Raw genomic sequence first — 21,097 nt, 5'->3', positions numbered from 1 at the left:
TCAAGCATGACAGTTCAGTTCAAAAGCGTCGTCGTGACCGGCGGCGCTTCCGGGATCGGCTTTGACATCGCCGGTGTCCTGCATGCGCGCGGCTGGCAGGTGCATCTGCTCGACCTGAAACAGGATGCTCTTGATGCAGCCTGCGACAAGCTCGGCATTTCCGGCGATCAAGGCCACGAAGCCAACGTCACGGATGAAACGGCAGTAGATGCCATCATTGCACGTGCCGCAGATGGCGCCCCGCTTGGTGCGGTCGTCAACTGTGCTGGCATCGGCCAGGACACACCGGCCGTCGACATGAAGGTCGAAGACTTCCGCCGCATTATCGACGTCAATCTCACCGGCACCTTTATCGTCGCGCGTGCCGCTGCCCGTTACTGGCTGGCCAACAGCATGCCGGGTGCAGTCGTCAACATCGGCTCGGTATCCGGCCTGCTCGGCAATAAGGGCCGAGCGAGCTATGGCTCGTCAAAGGCGGCCGTTAGCCATCTCACGCGCATCCTTTGTACCGAATGGGGCGCCGACAATATCCGCGTCAACACGGTCGCACCGGGCGCCGTCAACACGCCGCTTACCGACCTCCACCACACGCCCGACGTGCGTCAGCAATGGCACCAGCGCATTCCGCAACAGCGATACGGAACGACGCGCGAGATCGCCAATGCCGTCGCATTCCTCGTTTCGGATGAAGCGAGCTACATCAACGGCCAAACCCTTGCGGTGGACGGCGGCTTCGTATCGGCCGGCCTGATGGTGCGCGAATGAGCCTGCGTTCCATTCATCATCCCGGCACTCCGGACCAGCCGCGTATGTTGGCAGAGACCTGTTCGGTGCGCCGCCTCAACCTGCGCTTTGCAGCCGGCGTGCCCGTGCTGGAGGCCGTCGCCCAAGCGCTTGCTTCTGAAGGGATCGACAGCGCCGTCATCGAGATCGAAGGCGGCAGCTTTGCGCCTTTGGTCTACGTCATACCGGCGCCGAGTCCCGACGACAGTCATGCGGCGTGGTACAGCGATACGCGGCAACCGGATGGCGTGGCGCTCGGGGAAAGCCTCGTCATGTCCTTCGGCCGCCGACAAGGCAAACCCTTTATCCACTGCCACGGCATCTGGGTCCACGCCGACGGCTTCCGCGGCGCCGGCCATCTGATCCCGCATGAAGCGATGTTTGCCGAAGAGGTCGAGGCAACGGTCTACGCTGTTTCCGGTGCGATCTTTGACCAGCAACAGGACGCGGAAACGAACTTCACGCTGCTGACGCCCGTGCCAAACGGCGTAGTTCAGCCTGATGAGGACCGGGGTGTTCTGCTTCGCATCAAGCCCAACACCGACATCCATGCAGCGGTGGAGGATGCAGCGAAGTCCGCGGGCATAACCAGCGGCACGTTGCATGGCATCGGCAGCCTCGTCGGCTGCGACTTCGCCGATGGCACCCATATGGCCTCTTATGCATCGGAACTTTTTATCCGCGAAGGGCGGGTCGAAGCCGGTAGAGCAGCGCTTGACATCGCCATCGTGGACATCGACGCCGCGATTTTCGAAGGCGAAATCACGCGTGGCACGAACCCGGTCTGCGTGACTTGCGAGTTACTGATCGTTGAGGGGTAAGCTCCACGTAGAGACGGACGGTCTCAAGCCACATGGTAACCCATTGAGCGAAGATCAGCTTGGATCTATATAACCGCGTAGGCCTAAAAGCGGGAATGTCATGCACACGACGCTGACGATTGATGACGATGTCTTGGCTGCGGCCGAAGTCATGGCTGAACAGCAGGATCGCAGCCTCGGTGAGATCATCTCAGATCTTGCACGCCGCTCATTGCGGCGGCCGGCCTTCACAGGCGAACGCAACGGTGTACCGCTGCTGACACCACGTCCTGACGCAGTTCCCGTTACCCTGGAGATGGTGAACGATCTGCGCGACGAGTTGCCTTGACGTATCTTCTCGACGTGAATGTGCTTATCGCGCTCATTGACACCTTCCATATCGCGCATGAGGAAGCGCAAAGGTGGTTCCAGACAAGCGGCGCTGCATCTTTTGCGACCTGCCCCATTACGGAGAACGACGTAATACGCATTCTCAGTAATCCTCGCTATCCCAACAGGCAGGGCTCACCGGCTGAAGTCGCAAAAGCCGTTGGCAAATTCCACACATTACCCGGTCACCATTTCTGGTCCGACGATGTAAGCCTGGTTGGGGCTCATCACGTAGATCCCGAAAATATCTCCACGCCTGCGCAAGTCACCGACACCTACCTGCTTGCACTTGCCAAAGCGCATGGCCGGCAGCTCGCCACCTTTGATCGTAAGCTGTCGCCGGCTGCGGTGAAGGGCGGCAAGTCCGCCCTCCACCTGATTGCTGGCGGCTAGGTCGGCAGCTGGTCACATTACTCGTCAGGCCGTCAGCTGCGTCACGAACTTCGTGACGAGATAAGCCTCGATCGCCTCTGAGCCGCCTTCCGTGCCGTAGCCGGAGTCGCGCACGCCGCCGAAGGGGACTTCCGGCAGAGCGAGACCCAGATGGTTGATCGTGGTCATGCCGGCATCGATCCGCAGGCCAAGCGCCTGACTTGTTTCAGCCGAGCGCGTGAAGGCATAGGAGGCTAGACCGAAGGGGAGGCGGTTGGCTTCGTCGATGGCTTCGTCCAGCGTAGAGAAGCGGTTGACGATGGCGACCGGGCCGAACGGCTCTTCGTTCATGATGCGGGCGGATTTCGGCGCGTTGGCGATGATCGTCGGCTCGAAGAAGTTGCCCTTGTTGCCGATGCGGCGGCCGCCGGTCTTCACTTCCGCACCCTGCTGGACGGCGTCGGCGATCAGCTCTTCAAGCGCCGGAATGCGACGGTCGTTGGCGAGCGGACCCATCTGGCTGTCGGCTTCCATGCCGCTGCCGACGCGGATCGACTTGGCGTAATCGACAAGGCCGTCGAGGAACTGGTCGTAGGCGTTGTCCTGCACGAGGAAGCGGGTTGGCGACACGCAGACCTGACCGGCATTGCGGAACTTGGAGCCGCCCAGCACCTTCGCTGCCTGAGCGACATCCGCGTCATCGAAGACGATTGCCGGAGCATGGCCGCCAAGCTCCATCGTCGCGCGCTTCATGTGCTGGCCGGCGAGAGCCGCCAGATGTTTGCCGATTGGGGTCGAGCCGGTGAAGGAGATCTTGCGGATCACCGGATGCGGAATGAGGTATTCCGAAATCTCGGACGGCACGCCGTAAACAAGGTTCACCACGCCGGCGGGAATGCCAGCATCCACGAAGGCCTTCAGGAGGGCTGCGGGCGAGGCCGGCGTTTCTTCCGGTGCCTTCACGATGATGGAGCAGCCAGCCGCGATGGCGGCTGACAGTTTGCGCACGACCTGGTTGATCGGGAAGTTCCACGGCGTAAAGGCGGCGGCAGGACCAACCGGCAGCTTGATCGCCATCTGCGTGACACCAGCGGTGCGGGCGGGGATGATCTGGCCGTAGGTGCGGCGGGCTTCTTCGGCGAACCAGTCGATCACGTCGGCGGCAGCCAACACTTCGCCCTTGGCTTCGGCCAGTGGCTTGCCTTGTTCCATGGTCAGGATCGGCGCGATCTCGCCGGCGCGTTCGCGCAGCAGCTCGGCAGCCTTGCGCATCAGCTTGGACCGATCAAATGCGCCGACGTCGCGCCAGATCTCAAAACCTTTCTGGACGGCAGCCAGAGCGGCGTCGAGATCCGCGCGGCTGGCATGAGCGACCGTGCCGATCACCTCGCCATTCGAGGGATCAACCACATCAATGGTCCGGCCTTCGCTGCCGTCGCGCCAAACGCCGTCAATGAGAAGCTGGGTGTTGGGATAGGCTGTCATGCTCTTGTCCTTCCAGAGTTCGGTTGGCCCGGTTTGATCGGCTTCGTTCTCGCTGATGGGCCGGCGCAGAAGTGATCCCGTTCTTCGGGGTCATGCTGCTTGATGATGCGCGACGCTTCTATGACGCCTCAGAGCCGAGGCATCAACCGAATGGAACACCAACGCAACCCATGCTGGCTCAGCGCGAACGACTTATCTATGGTCCAGGCTGAAGAATGGAATGCGACGCTTCAGGGAGGAAGTCATGAGCAAACCCGCCATCAGCCGTTTTCCGGTTCCGGAACTCAGCGAATTGCCGGACGATATCCGCGAAAGGATCGTCGCCGTGCAGGAAAAATCAGGCTTCATACCGAACGTGTTCCTCACGCTAGCGCACCGACCGGACGAGTTCCGGGCCTTCTTCGCCTATCATGATGCGCTCATGGACAGGCCAAGTGGCCTGACCAAGGCCGAGCGCGAGATGATCGTGGTGGCGACGAGCAACGTGAACCAGTGCCAGTATTGCGTTGTAGCGCATGGGGCCATCCTTCGCATCCGCGCCAAGAGCCCGACCATCGCCGATCAGGTTGCGATCAACTACCGCAAGGCCGACATCACGCCGCGCCAGATGGCCATGTTGGATTACGCGCTGAAGGTCTCGCAGCGCGCCCATGAGGTCGGCGACGCCGACATTGCTGCGTTGAAGGAGCACGATTTCACGGATTCAGATATCTGGGACATCGCGGCCGTGGCCGCGTTCTTTGCCATGTCCAACCGGCTGGCCAACGCGACGAACATGCGTGCAAACGACGAGTTCTATGCGATGGGGCGGTGAGACACAGCCACCTCTTGACGCTATGCGGTAGCACATCGAGCACAATGACGCATGTACCATGATCCAAAATTATCCGATAAGAGAAAAATGTCTCTCAATGTACAAGCACTCTGGTAGCTCATACGACCGGATGCTACGTGTGAGGCTCCTAAATTATAGAAGATGACGCAAGCTTCTCGCCGATGGCTCTAAGAACTTGCAAGTTAAAGGAGCACTCGGCGAAGCATGAATGTCGACCTCGATAGTCTTCAGCTTACGCCTGCCGCCTTCGCATCGCCACCGCCGAAAATCGATGTCGGTGCGCGTTTGCAGGCACTACGCAAGGAGCGCGGCTGGACGCTGCAGCAGGCGAGCAAACATTCCGGCGTGTCCACTTCGGCTTTTTCGAAGATCGAGCGAGGTGAGTTATCTCCGACTATTTCGACGATGCAGCGCATTGCCAACGGGTTCGGCATGGACGTTCTAACCATGCTAAGCGACCCGACAGAACCTCCGAGCCTCCTTGGGCGCCGTAGCGTGACGCGCGCTGGGATGGGCCAGCCGCATCTGTCGGGAAGCTGCGAGAACAAGCTGCTGTGCTCGGACCTGAAGAACAAGCGCATCACGCCGATCCTCACCAAGGTGGTCGCTCGCTCGCCCGATGAGTACAAAGTTTGGCCGAAGTCAGACGCTGAGATTTATATCTGGGTCCTGAAGGGCACGGTAGTCGTCCATAGCAAGCTCTATGAGCCGCTGGAGCTGGGCGAGGGCGACTCGATGTATTACGACGCTAATACCGAGCATGTCTGGACCTCGAAAGGTCCGGAAGATGCGCAGGTGCTCTGGGTCCTGACGGCCTGAACGGACCTCAATGCGACCGCAGAACTTTCATGATTATCGCGCCTTGGCGCGGCGCAAGCTGCCGAAGGGTCTGTTCGAGTACATCGACCGCGGTACGGAGAACGAGATCGCCATTCGTGCTTTGCGCGAGAGCTTGGATGCGATGAAGATTGCGCCTTGTGCGTTGACCGGCCACGGTGCGCGCGAGTTTAGCACCACCCTCTTCGGCAAGCGCCATGCTTTGCCCCTAATTATCGCGCCGACAGCCTTGGCGGGCCTGGTCTCTCACGATGGCGAGACGAAACTGGCGCGGGCGGCAGCCACAGCCGGTATTCCCTTTTGCGTCTCGACGCAGTCGATCACCGCCGTTGAAGACATTCGTGCCGGCGCACCGGGCGCCGACATCTGGTTCCAGCTTTACATGTGGCGCGACCGGGCTCTGACGCAGGCGCTGCTTGATCGAGTTTGGGCAAGCGGCGTCACCACGCTTGTCGTGACAGCCGACACTCCGACCGGACCCAACCGCGAGTACAATGCGCGCAACGGCTTTGGGATGCCGATGAAGCCTTCGATCCGCGTGGGGCTCGACATGGCGCTGCATCCGGGTTGGTTGTTCGGTGTCATCCTGGCGTACCTGCGGACTACCGGTATGCCGACTTACGGCCACTACCCGGCCGAACATCGCGTTGCGATCACAGGGGCGCCGAGCGGCGAAGCCGTGCAACTGGAGCACCGTTTAAATTGGGATGATCTGGTAGCTCTACGCCGGGAATGGCGCGGTGAGATCGTAATTAAGGGGCTTCTTTCAGTTGCCGACGCTCTGAAAGCAGCCGACCTCGGTGCCGATGCGGTTGTTGTGTCGACGCATGGGGGGCGCAACCTCGACTCAGCGCCACCGACCGCTCGTATCCTGCCGGACATCGCGGAAGCCGTGGGTCAAAGACTAACGGTACTCGCGGACAGCGGCGTTCAGCGCGGCAGTGATGTGCTCAAGTATATCGGGCTTGGCGCCAAGGCTGTTCTAGCCGGTCGGCTTCCGCTTTGGGGACTAGCGGCGGGCGGAGAGGCCGGGGCGGATGCCATCCTCGCCATGCTCAAGCGAGAAATGGATTTGACCATGACGATGCTGGGACTGGAGCGGCCGAGCGAAGTCGCACCACATATCGTTCGCTAGGTAGCGGGGTATTATGCCGCTTGGATGAGGGCAGCAGCACCTTTATAGGTCTGACTAGCTCAAGGAGGCGGACGATTTGGGTGGCTTCTCGACCTTCCACAGCATCTTCACGCTTCTGGCGCTTGCTATCTTTGCCGTGCCCGTTTTCCTTGCTGTGTCCAGCGCACGCAAAAAGCCCGAGCAAGGCTTTGCCGGCTGGCTGATGCTTTTAGCGATCGGCCAAACGTTGTTCCTGATCCAGTCCGTTCTTTCCACGATCCAGATCCTCCCGCTGCCCGGCACCTATGATGCAAGCGTAAAGGGCGCCACGATTGCCTACGGGGTGGAAACCGCTTTGTATTTGGTGGCGCTTGCCATCGTCATTGCGACGACGGTCTGTATGTTCAAACGCAGGCGCACCTTTCCAGCTTGGTTCACGGTGCAATGGGCCGCAACGTTTCTTCTTGTGGTGCTAGACGTTGCCTGGGTTGCAACCTGGTTCAACATGTCGCTTGCAAGCGCTTGGGTTGAGTTCAACCGCGACCTGATCGCAGCAGGGATCATGGCCGCGCTAGGGGCTGTATGGGTCGGTTATGTCTGGCGTTCTAGACGCGTGAAGAACACCTTCGCTCATTAGCGACGATGGTGTTCGGGTTTGTGCATGGAACGTGCGTGGCGGCGTCAACGCCACACACAAATCCTGTGGAGCAGCGTCATTCGTTACGCGTGTGGAAGTGGCTCAGGAAGGCGCGTGTTGCTTCCTGCTTAGGATTGTCGATGAGCTCGCGGGCGGGGCCTTCTTCGACGATCACGCCATCGCGCAGGAAGATGACCTTGTCTGCCACTTCGCGGGCGAAGGCCATCTCGTGCGTCACGATGATCATCGTCATGCCCTCGGCCGCAAGATCGCGCATCACTCCAAGCACTTCTGCTACGAGTTCAGGATCGAGCGCCGACGTAGCCTCGTCGAACAGCATGACTTCCGGCTCCATCGCCAATGCACGAGCGATTGCCACGCGCTGCTTTTGGCCACCGGACAAACGGTCGGGGTAGGTGTCCGCTTTGTCAGCCAAGCCGACCTTGCCCAGCAGGGTGCGGGCAAGTTGCGCGGCTTGTGTCTTGGGCATGCGCTTCACGACCAATGGCCCTTCCATGACGTTCTGGAGAACGGTCTTGTGGGGGAAGAGGTTGAAGTGTTGGAACACCATGCCGGTGTTGGAGCGGAAGTGCGCCTGATCCTTGGCCCTTGGCATCTTGGAGCCGTCATCGAACACGAACGTGTCGTGGCCGATGCGGATCCGGCCGCCGTTTGGAATGACCAGCAGGTTCATGCAGCGCAACAGCGTCGATTTGCCCGACCCGGAAGGGCCGATCAAGGCAACGACGGAACCTGCATCGACCTTCACATTGATATCGCGCAGGACGATATTCGAGCCGAATTGCTTCTTGAGATTGGTGATCTGAATCTTGGTGTTGTCGGGAGTAACTGTGCCGGTCATGTCAGTGGCTCCGCTGCAGCTTCTTCTCGCTGCGCTTCACGATGGCTGTCAGCGGTACGAGGACCACGAAGTAGATCACGGCGATGACGGTATAGACTTCAAGCGGACGGAACGTGTCCATGGTGATAACCTGACCCTGGTAAAGGAGGTCGGGCACAGCCAGAACAGATACCAGCGACGTGTTCTTGAACTGGATGATTGACTGGTTCATCAGCGGCGGGATCATCTGCTTGATGGCCTGCGGCAGAACGATGCGCTTCATGACCTTGGCCGGCGTCATGCCGAGCGCCAGCCCGGCTTCACTCTGGCCGGGATCAATCGCAATGACGCCGCCGCGAATGACTTCCGCATAGAACGAGCCACCGTACAGCGACAGCGTCATGACCGCCGCCGTCATCGCGCTGAGCTCGACGCCGGTCAGTACCGGCAGAGCATAATAGAACCACAGAAGCTGAACCAGCAGGGGAGTGCAGCGGAAAATCTCGATGTAAGCCCAAGATATCCAGCGCAGGATAGGATTCCTTGATAACTGCATAAGGCCGGCAAGTAGGCCGAGCAGCAAGCCGAGAATGATCACGCCGGCGGTGATGGCGATGGTCATTAGGGTGCCGTTCAGGAAGAGCCAGCGATAGCTCCAAAGAATATTGAAGTCCCAGGTATACATCGTCGCCCTTCTTCGAACGCTTCCCTGCACGGGAGCAGCGCCGTTGCTGATCGAGTCTTGGCTAGACTGGACCGTCCGATCCGTCTGGATAGGCGGATGGGACGGTCCAGGAAGACGCCGGCAGTCAAGCCGGCGCCATCGTATTGATGCTTAGAAGGTTACGCCTTCCGGAATGTCGTCCAGCGTGACGTCGACAGCCGCGAGGCTCTCGATCACGGCGCTCCGCACCAAGCCGAGACCCTGCGAGTAAACGATCCAGGTGTTGAGGAAGTCCTTGAAGGTCCGGTCCGTTTCGCGGCGGATCGCAGCGTTGGAGGTTGAGCCGAAGACGGGCTTCGGCACGATGACCTTGCCAAGTGACGGGTCGCGCTTGACCGCACGCACGCCGCCCATCCAGAAGATGCTCTGCGCCTGAACGCGACGGCTCTTCAGTGCCAGCGTTGCTTCGTCGAGTGTACGAAAGCGGCTGATGGAGGCATTCGGTGCGAGACGCGACGCGACCTGGTCATGCGCCGAGCCATTGTCGACTGCGATCTTCACTTCCGGCTTGTTCAGGTCTTCCCAGGTGGTGGGGTTGAAATCTGGCGCGCAGATCATAACCAGCGCGCTGTTGTAAACCGGTACCGAGAAATCGACGGCGAGCGCACGCTTCGGCGTCGGGTTCATGCCGAACATGACGTCAATCTTGCCGGTCTGCACGTCGAGGATGGCGTTGCCCCAGGTTGTTTCTTGGATCTCCAATTCGACTTCCATATCGGCGGCGAGCGCCTTTGCGATTGCCACGAAATGGCCGGCCCATTCACCAGAGGCCGGATCTTTCATCGTCCAGGGTGCGCCGGTGGCAACGCCGCCGATGCGCAGCTTTTTGGAGCTCATGATACGCTCCCAGGTGGAGCCTTCCTGCGCCGACGCAGTCGTCGCGGACGCGCTCAGCATTGCCGCACCGGCCAGACCGCCAGCCATCAAACCTGCAAAGTCCCTACGAGATACCATTGTCGTCCCCTTTTTCGTTGATCGCCTTTTTGTTGATGAAGGCGAGCTTGCCAGGATGGCGAGTTCAGTTGTGACGCGGCGGTGTGGTTCCCGCTGGCGTGAGCAGCACACCGGGATTCATCCGATTGTCAGGATCAAACAGCGTCTTGACCTGCTGCATGAGGCCATAGCGAACGGGATCGCAAAGGCGCGCCAGTTCCTGCGTCAGTTTTCGGCCGACGCCATGCTCGGCGCTGAATGTGCCGTGGAAACGCGCGCCGACATCATGGATCGCTGCTTCGACTTCCAACGCGTAGGCTTCCTTGTCTAGAAGCGAAGCCCAGAACTCATGGCTGAACATAAGAATGTAATGAACATTGCCGTCGCCCAGGTGGCACACGACTTCGGTGAAGGCATTCGGGTAGTTGGCCGCCGCAGCCTCATCGGCTGCCGCGATGAAGGCCGGCACATCGGATGTGCGCACGGCAACATCATGAACGACGCCGACGCCTTCCTTCTTGTTGGCTTCCGACACGGAATGGCGGACATGCCAGATGTCTTGCGCCTGTTGCTCGGAATTGGCGACTACAGCATCAAGGATGCCGCCATTCTCCAGACCGCTTCCCAGCAGACCTTCGAGGATGCCGTTCAGATCGGTCGAGCTATCCACGCTCGAAAGCTCGATCATCAGCGACCAAGGCGGTATGCCGCCTTCAAACGGGATCCGAATGCGTTCGCAATGTTTAACGACGAGCTCGAACTGCGACGCCGAAACAAGCTCGAACGCCTCTATGTAGGGACCTGCTCGATCCTGGAACGCTGCCAACAGTTCGACTGCGGATTGCGGTGAAGCAACGGACACCCAGGCATGCGCCCGGTTCGGCATCTCAGGATGTAGATGTAGCGCGGCCCCGGTGATGATGCCGAGCGTGCCTTCCGCGCCAATAAAGAGGTGGCGCAGGAGGTACCCGGTATTGTCCTTGGCGAGCGCCGCTAGGTCGCGCAGCACTGTGCCATCGGCCAGAACCATTTCGAGGCCCGCGACGAGATCACGGGTCGGTCCATACTTCACAACGCCAGTGCCGCCGGCGTTGGTCGAGATCAAGCCGCCTATCTGAGCGCTGCCTTCGCTACCAAGATAAAGCGGGAATTGGCGGCCGATCTCGGCAGCGGCCGTATGGATGTTGGCAAGCACGACGCCCGCATCGACCGTCATCAGATTGGCAGCGCGATCGATTTCGCGGATGCGGTTCATCCGCTGCAGCCCCAGCACAATGCCGAGCTTGGCCAGCTTATCGGTTTCTGGAACCGCGCCGTAGCATAGACCAGTGTTACCGCCTGATGGAAATACCGGCTGCTCTTCCGCCGCCGCAAGTTTCATGACTGCGGCCACTTCTTCGGTCGAAGATGGGAGAACAACGCACAGCGCGTCGCCCGTTCTGCGATTGCGCCAGTCGGTGAGGAAAGGAGCCATTTCGCCACGATCGACGATCAGGCCTTTCTCGCCAACGATTTCGCGCAGTTTCTCGATCAAGGGCGTATCCGTATCAGGCAAGAGCGGCCGCTTGGGCTTTCTTCACGGCGTCTTTCAGCTTGGCGACCGTATCAGCGTTCGGAGCTTGCAACGGCAAACGCACGCCACCTACTGGCATGCCGGCCAGTTCCATGTAGTGCTTCAAAGGGCCGGGATTGGTTTCTAAGAAGATCGTCTCGAGAACTGGATCTACCTTGTTCTGGAGGGACAGCGCTTCCTTCAGCTTGCCATCTTGAGCAAGCGCGAAGATCTCGAGCCAGATCTTCGGATAGATCGACGCCGAGGCAAGAACCCCACCCTTTGCGCCAAGCGCAACATGGGTGGCAAAAAGCGGCTCTTCGCCGGAGAGCACGGCAATCTTGTCGCCGGCATACTTAATGGTCTTGATGAATTCCGGCATGTCATAGGACGAAAACTTCATGCCGATAATAGTGCCGTCTTCCGCCATCGCCTGAACGCCTTCTGCGGTCATGGCGACCGTGGTACGCCGCGGGATCTGATAGAGCATCACCGGGATGTCGACCTGGTCGCGATAGGCCATGAAGTATTCGCGCATGCCGTCCTGCGTACCCGGCGCGTAGTAAGGGGTCACAGTCATGACGGCAGCTGCACCGGCCTGCGTGAAGTCTTTTGCTGCATCGACCGCATCCTTGAAGCCAGTCGACAACACGCCAGGAATGACTGGCTTGTTCCCGGCTTCCTCGACACAGGCTGTCACGATCGCCTTGCGCTCGTCGCGGGAAAAGGCAGTGTATTCGCCCGTGCCACCAATCGGCACGATGCCCGAAGCGCCGGCATCCAGCTGAAAACGGACGAGCTTCTTCAGCCCGGCAACGTCGACAGCACCGTCCGCCGTGAGCGGCGTGACGATAGCGGTATAAAGACCATCGAAGTCATTGCGGGTGAGAGCCATCAACTGAAACCTGTCTGCATGCTGCACTGCGAGGCGTTCAAGCCTCCGGTTCGACAGCTGCCAACGTTTTCAGGCGTCCTCGGCGGCTGTGATCAACTTCTTGCAACGGTATCCACAAAAGTTCACCCGTCAATAGGCAAGTTAAAAAATTCCACTATCCGATAATTTTTGGTCACATACGTATCAGCAAGCTTCAGCAACCGGGATGTGCGCTCTATGTGCCGCCTCGTAGCCGAAAACTACCGCTGGCATGAGCAAGAGGAAAATCCGGATCGGTTCTGTAAATGCCCGGGCGATGGTACTAAGATGCCGGGAACGAACTGGAGCTTTACAATGTACAAGCACATTCTCATTCCGACGGATGGATCCGAACTGTCGACGCGTGGCGTGACTTGTGGCCTCGAACTGGCGAAGGCGCTTTCGGCCAAGGTGACGTTCCTGCATGCCATCGAGGTGTTCACCTCCGTGTTCAGCTCGCCGGACGGTCAGTGGATCGGCGGGGCCGAACTGGTTGGTCAGCTTGAAGCCGCACAGGAACAAAGCGCCAAGAACGCGCTGGATGCCGTAGCCAAGCAGGCGGCGGAAGCCGGTGTTGCGGCTGAGATCGTGTCTTCGCGCGAACTGACGCCCTCGGATGCGATTATTCAAACCGCTGAGGAGCACGGCTGCGATCTGATCGTGATGGCGTCACATGGCCGTCGCGGTGTGCGGCGCATGATGTTGGGCAGCCAGACCGCCGAAGTGCTGGCGCGCTCGCAGGTCCCCGTGCTGGTGATCCGCTGACGTCGCGAGCGAGAAGCGGCGGAAGGGAACGCCTATGAAGACGCTCGTCTTTGGATCGAAGCCCTATGACCGCCGCTTCCTTGAAGCCGCAAATGCTGCGCATTCACATACGCTGACCTTCTTCGAGCCACGGCTGGATGAAGCCACGGCAACGCTGGCGGCCGGCTTCGATGCGGTCTGCGTGTTCGTCAATGACACGGTGTCGCGACGCGTGCTGGATATCTTGGCCGAAGGCGGCGTGAAGGTGGTTGCGCTGCGGTGTGCCGGCTACAACAATGTCGATCTGGCCGCAGCCGAAGACCTTGGCATCGCCGTGGTGCGCGTGCCGGCTTATTCGCCCAATGCTGTGTCTGAGTTCACCGTCGGCCTGGTGCTGGCGCTCGATCGCAAGATCCATCGGGCATGGGCGCGGGTGCGCGAAAACAACTTTGCCCTGGAAGGTCTGATCGGCCGCAATCTGGAAAGCCGTACCATCGGCGTGATCGGAACCGGGCGGATCGGCGCGCTGGTTGCGCGCGCGTTCAAGCTCGGCTTCGGTTGCGAGGTGCTGGCCAGCGATCCCTATCCTGATGCTGAACTTGTCGCCGCCGGCATTCGCTATGTCGAGCCCGAGGTTGTCCTTGGTAACAGCGACATCGTTTCCTTGCACTGCCCGCTGACCCCCGGCACACGCCATATCGTCAATGCGAAGGCGATTGCGGCGGCGCGAGACGGGCTGCTGATCGTCAACACCAGCCGTGGGGCGTTGATCGATACGCGCGCCGTGATCGATGGATTGAAGAGCGGCAAGATCGGCGGCGTAGCGCTTGACGTCTACGAGCAGGAAGCTGATCTGTTCTTCGAGGATCTGTCGAGCGAGATCATCCAGGACGATGATTTCCAGCGTTTGCTGACCTTCCCGAATGTGCTGGTTACCGGCCATCAGGCCTTTTTGACCGAAGACGCGCTGCGTGCCATCGCAGACACCACCCTTGGCAGCCTGAGCGATTTCGAGAGCGGTCGACCGCTTTTGAACCGCGTCGAGGCCGAGCAGGTTCGTCCTCCACGCATCGAAACGGCTTCGACCAAAGAAGCGTGATGCTGTCGATAGGCGGCTCTTGCCGCCTGCGACAAAACATGATTTACACCGCGTCAACCACAGGGGTGCTCCGTATTGTCGGGGCTGAGACCGCAGCGTCATGCCGCGAAACCCTCAAGCTGATCTGGATAATTCCAGCGGAGCGAGGCGGATCATGTTTTCTGGCGCACAAATTTCCTTGTACCCGATGGCGGACGATTTCGTTCGCATCATCCTGGGCAGCCTTTCGGCGCTCGATCCCTATCGCGATCGCTTCCGGATCGAAACCGACGACATCTCGACCTTGCTGGTTGGACCGCCGGAAGAGCTATTTCCGGCCATGCGCGATCTGCATGTCGCGGCATCGCGCAACGGCGTTCATTGCGTGCTCCATGCCACCGTGTCGCGCGGATGCCCAGGCGAGCCGGATGATCCGATCTGCACACCCATTCAGGGTCGCGCGTCCGACACGCCACTTGTTGAACGTATCGCGGATGCGCTGAAGGCGGCACAAGGAGCCGAACTGATCGGCCAGACCGTTGCGGCGCAGCTGTCGCTTTATCCGCTCGGCGCCGGCCACCACATGGACGAGATCTATGGCTGCATCGATTTCCTGAAGCAGTCGGGCGTGTTCGGCAAATCCAAGAATTTCTGCACGACCCTGCGCGGCGATGCAGGGCCGGTTTTCGCTACGCTCAGCGAAGCTTTCCTGCGCTTTGGCTCGCCGGAAGGCCATCTGGCGCTTGATCTGACGGTTTCGGCAAACAGCCCGACTTCCGCCTGATCGCTTTTTCAGCAGCCTCATCATGTCTGAAAAAGCATCCTTCGTGGCCCGCACGGGGCCGGCTGCGCTTGCAATAGCCGCGCTGCTGCTGGCTTGGCAGCTTTATGCCGACCTGTCCGGCATCAGCGCGACGACCTTGCCGTCGCCGACCCGTGTGGCGCAGCAGGCCTGGATCCAGAAGCGGGCGCTGTTCGACAATGCCTTGCCGACGATCAGGGCGACCGTGCTTGGGTTTGCTTGTTCGCTGACGACGGCCTTTATCTTGTCGATCCTGATGGATTTCTCGCAGCCGCTGCGGCGGGCTTTGTTTCCGGTCTTCATCATCAGCCAGACCCTGCCGCTGGTAGCGATTGCGCCACTTGGCGTGCTTTGGTTCGGCTTCGGGCTGGTGCCGAAGATCATGCTGGTGGCGCTGGTGACGTTCTTTCCGATGCTGGTGGCCTTGGTGCAGGGCTATGAGGCGACGGAGAAGGAGATTGCGCAGCTGCTGCAATCGATGGGGGCGAGCCGCTGGCGAACCTTTTGGCTGGCACGATTGCCTTCGGCACTGCCCTTCTTCTTTGCGGGTCTAAGAATATCAATTACTTACGCGGTGGTTGGTGCGATCTTTGCGGAGTATGCGGGCGCGGCGAAGGGATTGGGGATTTATATCCTCAACGCCAAGAACAATTTCCGGCCGGATCTGGTGCTGGCGGCGGTGGGTGTCAGTGCGACGCTGACGCTGGTTTTGTTTGGGATAACCGTGTTGGTCCAAAGACTTGCGATGCCTTGGCTCCGGTTCGAACAGGAGCCGGGGCGGTGAGCGCGGTGCGGCTTCAACTGGAGGATGTCCGCAAGAGGTTCGGTGAGACCGAGGTGCTGGACGGTGTCTCGCTGCATGTTCGGGAGGGCGAATTCGTTTCGATCCTTGGGCCTTCGGGAGCCGGCAAGTCGACGATATTTCGGCTGCTTACCGGCGCAGAACGGGCGAGTCGCGGCGCGATATCGGTGAATGGCGCGCCGCTTGAGGGCCGAAACGGCGATATGGCGTTCATGCCGCAGCGCGACGCGCTGATGCCGTGGCGACGCATCCTCGACAATGTGACTCTCGGGCTCGAAGTGCAGGGCATGACCCGAAAAGCGGCCCGCGCGAAGGTCATGCCTCTGCTCGGCGAGTTTGGGCTGGCCGGGTTCGAGAACCACTACCCCGCACAACTTTCCGGCGGCATGCGACAGCGGGCGGCGCTTCTACGTACGGTTGTGCAGGAGCGCAACATGCTGCTTCTGGACGAGCCCTTCGGCGCGCTCGATGCGCTGACGCGCACGAGCATGCAGCGCTGGCTGGAGGCGATGTGGAAGCGGCATCGCTGGACGGCTTTGCTCATCACGCATGATGTTCGGGAAGCCGTGTTTTTGTCGGACCGCATCTATGTCCTGTCAGCACGACCGGCGCGGGTGTTGCACGAATTCCATGTTCCGCTGCCGCGGCCACGCGATGGGTCTGCGCGCCGACTTCAGGAAGCCAGCGCCATCGAGGCGGCTGTGCTGGATACGCTTTTGATCCGCGAACAGGCTGGAGGGCCTCATCCATGACCATCATCAACCGCCGCAGCACGCTTCTGCTTGGTCTGGCCGCAGGTGGTGCCTGGGCTTTGCCGGCGAGGGCGCAGACCAAGACGAAGGTGACGGTCGCGCTGGACTGGACGCCCAACACCAACCACATCGGCCTTTATGTTGCCCGCGACAAAGGCTTCTATGCCGAAGCCGGGCTTGACGTGGAGATCTTGCCTTACGGAGACACCAGCGCAGGCGCGCTGATCAGCAACGGCGTTGCCGATTTTGGCGTCTCGGGCGCGATCGGCTTCTTCACGCAACGCGCTGCTGGTGCGGACCTGAAGGCCGTCTATGCCGTCGTTCAGACCGAAACGGGGCGGCTGGTCTTCAATTATGATCGGCAGGACATTCAGCGCCCGCGCGATCTCGAGGGCAAGACCTATGGCGGCTTCGGCAGCAACTGGGAGAACGCGCTGATCAGCACGATCATCCGCAATGATGGCGGCAAGGGCACGTTCGAGACGGTGACGCTCGGCACCTCGGCCTATGAGGCGCTTGCCAATGGAGCGGTCGATTTCACGCTCGAAGTCTATACGTGGGAGGGCGTGAAGGCAGAGCTGGAAGGGCGCAAGCAGCGGGCGTTCCGCTATGCCGATTTCGGCGTGCCTGACCAGCACACGACATTTCTTGCATCAAGCGCCAGGACGCTCGAAGCCAAGCCCGAAGCTGCGAAGGCGTTCGTTCAGGCCACGCAGCGCGGCTATGCTTTTGCGGTCGAGAACAGCGAGGAAGCGGCCTTCATCCTGGTTGAAGCAAACAAGGACATGCTGACCGATCCGGCGTTGATAAAGGCCTCGCTGAAAGCTCTGGTGGACGGACACTATCTGGCGCGACCGGATGGAACGGTCGGCGCGATCGATGCGGCCAAGACAGAAGCGATGGGCGCATTCCTGTTTTCGGCCGGCATTTTGCGCGACGGCAATGGTGAGCCGTTGAAGGTGCAGCCAGACTTCGCGGACTATTACACCAACGCGTTCCTCGCCGATGCCTGAGTTGGATCGGGCCAAGCGGATGCGGCTGAATGCGGTGCTCTACGGGCTGGGCGCGCATGAGGCGGCGTGGCGGATGCCGGAAAGCGATCCGCTGGCAGTCACCAAGCTGCCCTTCTGGATCGATGTTGCGCAACGCGCCGAAGCGGCTGGCTTCGATGCGCTGTTCCTGGGCGATGTGCTGGCCCTTCAGGCCGGAGCGGACAAGCATATGTCGGATGCTATGGACCCGATCGTGATCATGTCGGCGCTGGCCGCCGTCACCAGCCGCATCGGGCTGATCGCGACGGCCTCGACGAGCTTCGACCATCCCTTCCACCTTGCCCGCCGCTTCGCCTGTCTCGACCATATCAGCGGCGGGAGGGCAGGGTGGAACATCGTGACCTCCTCAAACGTGCTGGAAGCCCGCAACTTCGGGCTTGATGCGATGCCTAATCACGCCGAACGCTATGCCCGCGCCGCCGATGTCGTGGACGCCTGTTTGAAGCTTTGGGACAGCTGGGATGCCGATGCCAAACTTGGCGATCAGCAACGCGGCCAGTATCTCGATCCCGCTAAGATCCGGCGTGTCGATCATCAAGGGCCATACGTGCGCACGGCCGGGCCGCTCAACGTGCCGCGCCCGCCTCAGGGTCGTCCGTTGCTGGCACAGGCTGGATCGTCGGAAGCCGGTCGCGCTTTTGCGGCTGCACGGGCGGATATCGTCTTCACCGTCCAGTCCGATCTGACGGAGGCACAGGCGTTCTACCGGGACATGAAGGCGCGTGCGGTTCAAGCGGGACGTGATCCCCAAAGCCTTTGCATGCTGCCGGGCATCGTGCCGATTGCGGCTGCTACGACAGATGAGGCCGAGGCGCGGCTCGCTGAGTTGAACAGCTTTGCCGTGCTGGATCACCTGGTCGCCAAGGGCTCCGAGTTTCTCGGGCTCGATCTCAACAAGCTGGATCTGGACGCGCCCTTGCCGAGGGGGATGATCGATGCGGGTGCCAATCAATCCAGCCAAAGCCGGGTTGCGGTTCTGGTCGGGATCGCCGAGCGCGAGAAGCTGACGGTGCGCCAGTTGCTGGCAAGACTGGCGAGCGGGCGTGGGCACCTGCTTGCGGTTGGAACCGGCGAGGCAATCGCCGATGTCATGGAAGAATGGTTCAAAGCCGGCGCAGCGGATGGGTTCAACGTGATGTGCCCGGTTCTGCCAGGAGACCTTCAACGCTTTGCCGAACACGTCATGCCGGTGTTGCGCGAACGCGGCCTCACACCTTCCTCACTTGACTTCCCCGTGCGCCTCACTCACCCTGACCCCATGACCACGGCCGACTATCTCTCGCAGCTTCATCGGGTGTGTCCTATCGCGGGACACTGACCCCCGGCCCCGGTCGCGTCGCGCCCCGGCCGAGGGGCATCGTCGAGCCACTGCAAGCTGCGGTGTGCCGCGAGACTTCTGCGACAACCTTTTCCACTGACGACCCCATGCCCGGCATGCACCTCAAGCTGCTGGGCCGAACCAAGGATTCGACCATGTCCACCAGCCGCCCGGGCAAGAAGCCCGCTATCCAGATCACACAGACCGACTTCGACAAGCTGTCGCTGCTCGCCGAAAGTGCCACCTATGTCAGCGAGGCGGTGCTGGACGAGCTGACAGCCGAGCTCGACCGAGCGCGCATCGTTCCCGACAACAAGCTGCGCGACACCGTCGTGCGCATGGGATCCCGCCTGCGTTATTCCACCAACGGTGAAGGTCGCGACGTCACGCTGGTTTTCCCCGGTGAGGCCGACATCGCCGAAGGCCGCATCTCGATCCTGACGCCGATCGGCACGGCGCTGATCGGCCTGTCCGAAGGTCAGTCGATCGAGTGGGTGGCCCGCGATGGCCGCAGCCATCGCCTGACCGTCGAGAGCGTGGGTGCTGCGGCAGAGACGCAAAAGGCCGAGCCGCAGGCGTCCTGAGCAAAGCCACCATGTCCAGCCGATTGGCTCTGACCGGAGGGTGTCTCCTCGCAGGATCGTAGCCCCTGTGCCGCGCGCGGCCAGGGGGTTCTCCAAGCATGTCATGCAACCGCTTCCAGCAGGGAGCCCGGAGATCGACAATGTCGAACGATGCCTGTGTTCTTATAACGAGAGATTTCGCCCTTCTCGAACAGATGCTGAACCGCTGCCTTGGCCGCGAAGACCCAATGCGTGCGCTGCTTACGCGCAAGCTGGACGGCGCAATGGTCGTAGGCGAGGACGCCGTGGCGGACGATGTTGCCACGCTGAACAGCCGCGTCAGCTTCCGTGCCAATGATGGCCTGCCGCAATCGCGTGTGCTTACCCGCGATTACCAAGGCGGATCGGTCGGGCTCACGCTTGCCGTTACGACGCCGCGCGGGCTGGCCCTGCTCGGCTTGACGGTGGGGCAAAGCTTCATTCTGACCGGCAACGACCGGTTGATGCTGGACGCAGTTCTTTACCAGCCGGAAGGTGCCGCACGGAACCGGGCACTGTTTGCAAGCGCACCTGTTCTTCGCCAGCGGCCCAAGCTGCGGCTAATCCAAGGTTCGGGCGGCATTGCTGCACCCGTGCAGCATTCCGGACATCCCGACGATCCGGGTCCGTCAGCCGCCGCCTGACGAAGGCTGCCGATCCGAACGTTCAGAAGGAATTTGACAGCAACGCTGCCATTTCCCTGGGTCACGTACAAATCAGTCGACGCATGCGAACAAGGCGCTACCTTTCTTGTTAGGTGCTCAGGTCCTGAGCCTTCCCAGCAACCTTTAACCGGAGTTCACCGGTGAACGGCAGCAAACTTCTTCGCGTTCTTGGCGCACTCGTCGTGCTTGTTCTGCTGGGTATCGGCGGTTTCGTCGCCTATGCCTGGGAACGAGAGATACCGGCGGCCGAGCCACCCGCAGTGTCGAGCTTTGATCCTGAACTTGTTCAGCGCGGCGCCACGCTTGCGGCGGTCGGCAACTGCAATGTCTGCCACACCAAGGAAGGCGGCGAGGTCTTTGCAGGAGGCTTGGCGCTGCCGACGCCGTTCGGCACGATCTACTCCACCAACATCACGCCCGATCCTGAGACCGGCATTGGCCGCTGGACGGAAGAAGCGTTCCAGCGGTCCATGCGCAGCGGTGTCGATCGCGAGGGACGGCATCTTTATCCGGCTTTCCCGTTCGACCACTTCACCAAGGTGACCGACGAGGACAACCGTGCGCTTTACGCTTACCTGATGACGCGCAAGCCGGTGCAGGCGGAAGCGCAAGCCAACGATCTTCCGTTTCCTCTCAATATTCGCCTCGCAGTAGCCGGCTGGAAGCTCCTGTTCTTCCGCGAAGGTGTTTATCAGCCCGACACGGCGCAGAGCGACGAGTGGAACCGCGGCCATTATCTGGCTGATGGTCTTGGCCATTGCGGTGCGTGTCATACACCGCGCAACAGCTTGGGCGCGGAAAAGAAGGACGAGCTGTTTGCCGGTGGCGAGGCGGAAGGCTGGACGGCCTATGCGCTGAACCAGAACTCGCCGTCGCCTTTGCCTTGGGACGTCGACGCGCTGACGCATTACCTCGCCAATGGTTGGGAAGAGCATCATGGTGTGGCACGCGGGCCGATGGCGCCGGTGACGGCCAACATGATGGCGGTGCCGGAAAGCGATGCGCGGGCGATCGCCACCTATGTGACCTCCGTGATGGGCGAGGCGTCGGCGGAACGCAAGGCGCG

24 protein-coding genes and 1 riboswitch are annotated in these 21,097 nt (G+C 60.8%); of the genes, 18 read left to right on the top strand and 6 right to left on the bottom strand.

The features are described from left to right. Positions 1-6 precede the first annotated feature (6 nt). From RTX98_RS10085 to RTX98_RS10070, 4 genes are all read left to right on the top strand, one after another. Positions 7-765 (top strand): SDR family NAD(P)-dependent oxidoreductase, encoded by a 759-nt coding sequence (locus RTX98_RS10085; protein WP_312796361.1) that lies wholly within the window; start codon positions 7-9, stop codon positions 763-765. Then, the gene (locus tag RTX98_RS10080; RefSeq protein WP_312796360.1) at positions 762-1,604 is read left to right on the top strand and encodes a DUF296 domain-containing protein; all 843 of its coding nucleotides are present in this window, start codon (positions 762-764) and stop codon (positions 1,602-1,604) included. The genes RTX98_RS10085 and RTX98_RS10080 overlap by 4 nt, the downstream gene beginning before the upstream one ends. 100 nt (positions 1,605-1,704) lie before the next feature. Next, positions 1,705-1,932 carry a CopG family transcriptional regulator gene (locus RTX98_RS10075; protein ID WP_312796359.1) on the top strand — a complete coding sequence of 76 codons (228 nt, stop codon included), beginning with the start codon at positions 1,705-1,707 and terminating at the stop codon, positions 1,930-1,932. Beyond that, complete coding sequence (locus RTX98_RS10070) at positions 1,929-2,366, top strand: TA system VapC family ribonuclease toxin (protein ID WP_312796358.1); 438 nt, start codon at positions 1,929-1,931, stop codon at positions 2,364-2,366. Before RTX98_RS10075 ends, RTX98_RS10070 begins: the two co-directional genes overlap by 4 nt. 24 nt (positions 2,367-2,390) lie before the next feature. On the opposite strand, the gene RTX98_RS10065 is transcribed toward RTX98_RS10070, so the two are convergent. After that, a complete protein-coding gene (locus RTX98_RS10065; protein WP_312796357.1) occupies positions 2,391-3,830 on the bottom strand; it encodes an NAD-dependent succinate-semialdehyde dehydrogenase in 1,440 nt (479 codons plus the stop codon). 244 nt (positions 3,831-4,074) lie between these two features. Here RTX98_RS10065 and RTX98_RS10060 point away from each other — a divergent pair, with 244 nt between their 5' ends. The 4 genes from RTX98_RS10060 to RTX98_RS10045 all read left to right on the top strand — a co-directional run bounded on the left by RTX98_RS10060 (position 4,075) and on the right by RTX98_RS10045 (position 7,253). Continuing rightward, the gene (locus RTX98_RS10060) at positions 4,075-4,644 is read left to right on the top strand and encodes a peroxidase-related enzyme (protein ID WP_312796356.1); all 570 of its coding nucleotides are present in this window, start codon (positions 4,075-4,077) and stop codon (positions 4,642-4,644) included. A 225-nt stretch (positions 4,645-4,869) separates the two neighbouring features. Next, positions 4,870-5,484 (top strand): helix-turn-helix domain-containing protein, encoded by a 615-nt coding sequence (locus RTX98_RS10055; protein WP_189507539.1) that lies wholly within the window; start codon positions 4,870-4,872, stop codon positions 5,482-5,484. 10 nt (positions 5,485-5,494) lie between these two features. After that, on the top strand, positions 5,495-6,637 hold the full coding sequence (locus RTX98_RS10050; protein ID WP_312796353.1) for an alpha-hydroxy acid oxidase: 1,143 nt from the start codon (positions 5,495-5,497) through the stop codon (positions 6,635-6,637). 76 nt (positions 6,638-6,713) lie between these two features. Beyond that, entirely contained in the window at positions 6,714-7,253 is a 540-nt protein-coding gene (locus tag RTX98_RS10045; protein WP_312796352.1) for a DUF2569 family protein, read from the top strand. A 76-nt stretch (positions 7,254-7,329) separates the two neighbouring features. On the opposite strand, the gene RTX98_RS10040 is transcribed toward RTX98_RS10045, so the two are convergent. From RTX98_RS10040 to dapA, 5 genes are all read right to left on the bottom strand, one after another. Further along, entirely contained in the window at positions 7,330-8,115 is a 786-nt protein-coding gene (locus RTX98_RS10040; protein ID WP_312796351.1) for an amino acid ABC transporter ATP-binding protein, read from the bottom strand. 1 nt (position 8,116) lies between these two features. Then, complete coding sequence (locus RTX98_RS10035) at positions 8,117-8,779, bottom strand: amino acid ABC transporter permease (RefSeq protein WP_189507547.1); 663 nt, start codon at positions 8,777-8,779, stop codon at positions 8,117-8,119. 150 nt (positions 8,780-8,929) lie between these two features. Beyond that, complete coding sequence (locus RTX98_RS10030) at positions 8,930-9,655, bottom strand: transporter substrate-binding domain-containing protein (RefSeq protein WP_312796350.1); 726 nt, start codon at positions 9,653-9,655, stop codon at positions 8,930-8,932. A 181-nt stretch (positions 9,656-9,836) separates the two neighbouring features. Continuing rightward, on the bottom strand, positions 9,837-11,285 hold the full coding sequence (locus RTX98_RS10025) for an FAD-binding oxidoreductase (RefSeq protein ID WP_312796349.1): 1,449 nt from the start codon (positions 11,283-11,285) through the stop codon (positions 9,837-9,839). Between the two features lie 13 nt (positions 11,286-11,298). Further along, on the bottom strand, positions 11,299-12,198 hold the full coding sequence (gene dapA, locus RTX98_RS10020) for a 4-hydroxy-tetrahydrodipicolinate synthase (RefSeq protein ID WP_312796348.1): 900 nt from the start codon (positions 12,196-12,198) through the stop codon (positions 11,299-11,301). A gap of 333 nt (positions 12,199-12,531) precedes the next feature. Here dapA and RTX98_RS10015 point away from each other — a divergent pair, with 333 nt between their 5' ends. The 10 genes from RTX98_RS10015 to RTX98_RS09970 form a co-directional block, all read left to right on the top strand. Then, positions 12,532-12,981 carry a universal stress protein gene (locus RTX98_RS10015; protein ID WP_312796347.1) on the top strand — a complete coding sequence of 150 codons (450 nt, stop codon included), beginning with the start codon at positions 12,532-12,534 and terminating at the stop codon, positions 12,979-12,981. Positions 12,982-13,015: 34 nt separating this feature from the next. Continuing rightward, the gene (locus RTX98_RS10010; protein WP_312796345.1) at positions 13,016-14,059 is read left to right on the top strand and encodes a 2-hydroxyacid dehydrogenase; all 1,044 of its coding nucleotides are present in this window, start codon (positions 13,016-13,018) and stop codon (positions 14,057-14,059) included. Positions 14,060-14,110: 51 nt separating this feature from the next. After that, positions 14,111-14,223, top strand: a riboswitch (TPP riboswitch). After that, on the top strand, positions 14,214-14,822 hold the full coding sequence (locus tag RTX98_RS10005) for a YkoF family thiamine/hydroxymethylpyrimidine-binding protein (protein WP_312796343.1): 609 nt from the start codon (positions 14,214-14,216) through the stop codon (positions 14,820-14,822). It overlaps the preceding riboswitch by 10 nt. A gap of 22 nt (positions 14,823-14,844) precedes the next feature. Next, complete coding sequence (locus RTX98_RS10000; RefSeq protein ID WP_312796341.1) at positions 14,845-15,624, top strand: ABC transporter permease; 780 nt, start codon at positions 14,845-14,847, stop codon at positions 15,622-15,624. Beyond that, positions 15,621-16,394, top strand: coding sequence for an ABC transporter ATP-binding protein (locus RTX98_RS09995; protein ID WP_312796339.1), 774 nt, complete (start codon positions 15,621-15,623; stop codon positions 16,392-16,394). Before RTX98_RS10000 ends, RTX98_RS09995 begins: the two co-directional genes overlap by 4 nt. Then, a complete protein-coding gene (locus RTX98_RS09990) occupies positions 16,391-17,407 on the top strand; it encodes an ABC transporter substrate-binding protein (RefSeq protein WP_312796338.1) in 1,017 nt (338 codons plus the stop codon). Before RTX98_RS09995 ends, RTX98_RS09990 begins: the two co-directional genes overlap by 4 nt. Continuing rightward, the gene (locus tag RTX98_RS09985) at positions 17,400-18,764 is read left to right on the top strand and encodes an LLM class flavin-dependent oxidoreductase (protein WP_312796336.1); all 1,365 of its coding nucleotides are present in this window, start codon (positions 17,400-17,402) and stop codon (positions 18,762-18,764) included. Before RTX98_RS09990 ends, RTX98_RS09985 begins: the two co-directional genes overlap by 8 nt. 155 nt (positions 18,765-18,919) lie before the next feature. Further along, positions 18,920-19,348 (top strand): nucleoside diphosphate kinase regulator, encoded by a 429-nt coding sequence (gene rnk / locus RTX98_RS09980; protein ID WP_312796335.1) that lies wholly within the window; start codon positions 18,920-18,922, stop codon positions 19,346-19,348. A 140-nt stretch (positions 19,349-19,488) separates the two neighbouring features. Continuing rightward, positions 19,489-20,010 carry a nucleoside-diphosphate kinase gene (locus RTX98_RS09975; RefSeq protein ID WP_312796333.1) on the top strand — a complete coding sequence of 174 codons (522 nt, stop codon included), beginning with the start codon at positions 19,489-19,491 and terminating at the stop codon, positions 20,008-20,010. A gap of 161 nt (positions 20,011-20,171) precedes the next feature. After that, positions 20,172-21,097: cytochrome c (locus RTX98_RS09970; protein WP_312796332.1), on the top strand; the 926-nt coding region annotated here is incomplete at its 3' end.

This window comes from Tianweitania sp., assembly GCF_032053605.1.
GTDB lineage: Bacteria > Pseudomonadota > Alphaproteobacteria > Rhizobiales > Rhizobiaceae > Tianweitania.
This window is presented reverse-complemented; position numbering and strand designations above follow the sequence as displayed.

What these genes read in the sequence shown, in the direction of transcription:
- RTX98_RS10085 (WP_312796361.1), top strand. Translation starts at nt 7, where the DNA reads ATGACAGTTCAGTTCAAAAGCGTCGTCGTGACCGGCGGCGCTTCCGGG.
- RTX98_RS10080 (WP_312796360.1), top strand. Translation starts at nt 762, where the DNA reads ATGAGCCTGCGTTCCATTCATCATCCCGGCACTCCGGACCAGCCGCGT.
- RTX98_RS10075 (WP_312796359.1), top strand. Translation starts at nt 1,705, where the DNA reads ATGCACACGACGCTGACGATTGATGACGATGTCTTGGCTGCGGCCGAA.
- RTX98_RS10065 (WP_312796357.1), bottom strand. Translation starts at nt 3,830, where the DNA reads ATGACAGCCTATCCCAACACCCAGCTTCTCATTGACGGCGTTTGGCGC.
- RTX98_RS10060 (WP_312796356.1), top strand. Translation starts at nt 4,075, where the DNA reads ATGAGCAAACCCGCCATCAGCCGTTTTCCGGTTCCGGAACTCAGCGAA.
- RTX98_RS10055 (WP_189507539.1), top strand. Translation starts at nt 4,870, where the DNA reads ATGAATGTCGACCTCGATAGTCTTCAGCTTACGCCTGCCGCCTTCGCA.
- RTX98_RS10050 (WP_312796353.1), top strand. Translation starts at nt 5,495, where the DNA reads ATGCGACCGCAGAACTTTCATGATTATCGCGCCTTGGCGCGGCGCAAG.
- RTX98_RS10040 (WP_312796351.1), bottom strand. Translation starts at nt 8,115, where the DNA reads ATGACCGGCACAGTTACTCCCGACAACACCAAGATTCAGATCACCAAT.
- RTX98_RS10035 (WP_189507547.1), bottom strand. Translation starts at nt 8,779, where the DNA reads ATGTATACCTGGGACTTCAATATTCTTTGGAGCTATCGCTGGCTCTTC.
- RTX98_RS10030 (WP_312796350.1), bottom strand. Translation starts at nt 9,655, where the DNA reads ATGAGCTCCAAAAAGCTGCGCATCGGCGGCGTTGCCACCGGCGCACCC.
- dapA (WP_312796348.1), bottom strand. Translation starts at nt 12,198, where the DNA reads ATGGCTCTCACCCGCAATGACTTCGATGGTCTTTATACCGCTATCGTC.
- RTX98_RS10015 (WP_312796347.1), top strand. Translation starts at nt 12,532, where the DNA reads ATGTACAAGCACATTCTCATTCCGACGGATGGATCCGAACTGTCGACG.
- RTX98_RS10010 (WP_312796345.1), top strand. Translation starts at nt 13,016, where the DNA reads ATGAAGACGCTCGTCTTTGGATCGAAGCCCTATGACCGCCGCTTCCTT.
- RTX98_RS10005 (WP_312796343.1), top strand. Translation starts at nt 14,214, where the DNA reads ATGTTTTCTGGCGCACAAATTTCCTTGTACCCGATGGCGGACGATTTC.
- RTX98_RS10000 (WP_312796341.1), top strand. Translation starts at nt 14,845, where the DNA reads ATGTCTGAAAAAGCATCCTTCGTGGCCCGCACGGGGCCGGCTGCGCTT.
- RTX98_RS09990 (WP_312796338.1), top strand. Translation starts at nt 16,391, where the DNA reads ATGACCATCATCAACCGCCGCAGCACGCTTCTGCTTGGTCTGGCCGCA.
- RTX98_RS09985 (WP_312796336.1), top strand. Translation starts at nt 17,400, where the DNA reads ATGCCTGAGTTGGATCGGGCCAAGCGGATGCGGCTGAATGCGGTGCTC.
- rnk (WP_312796335.1), top strand. Translation starts at nt 18,920, where the DNA reads ATGTCCACCAGCCGCCCGGGCAAGAAGCCCGCTATCCAGATCACACAG.
- RTX98_RS09975 (WP_312796333.1), top strand. Translation starts at nt 19,489, where the DNA reads ATGTCGAACGATGCCTGTGTTCTTATAACGAGAGATTTCGCCCTTCTC.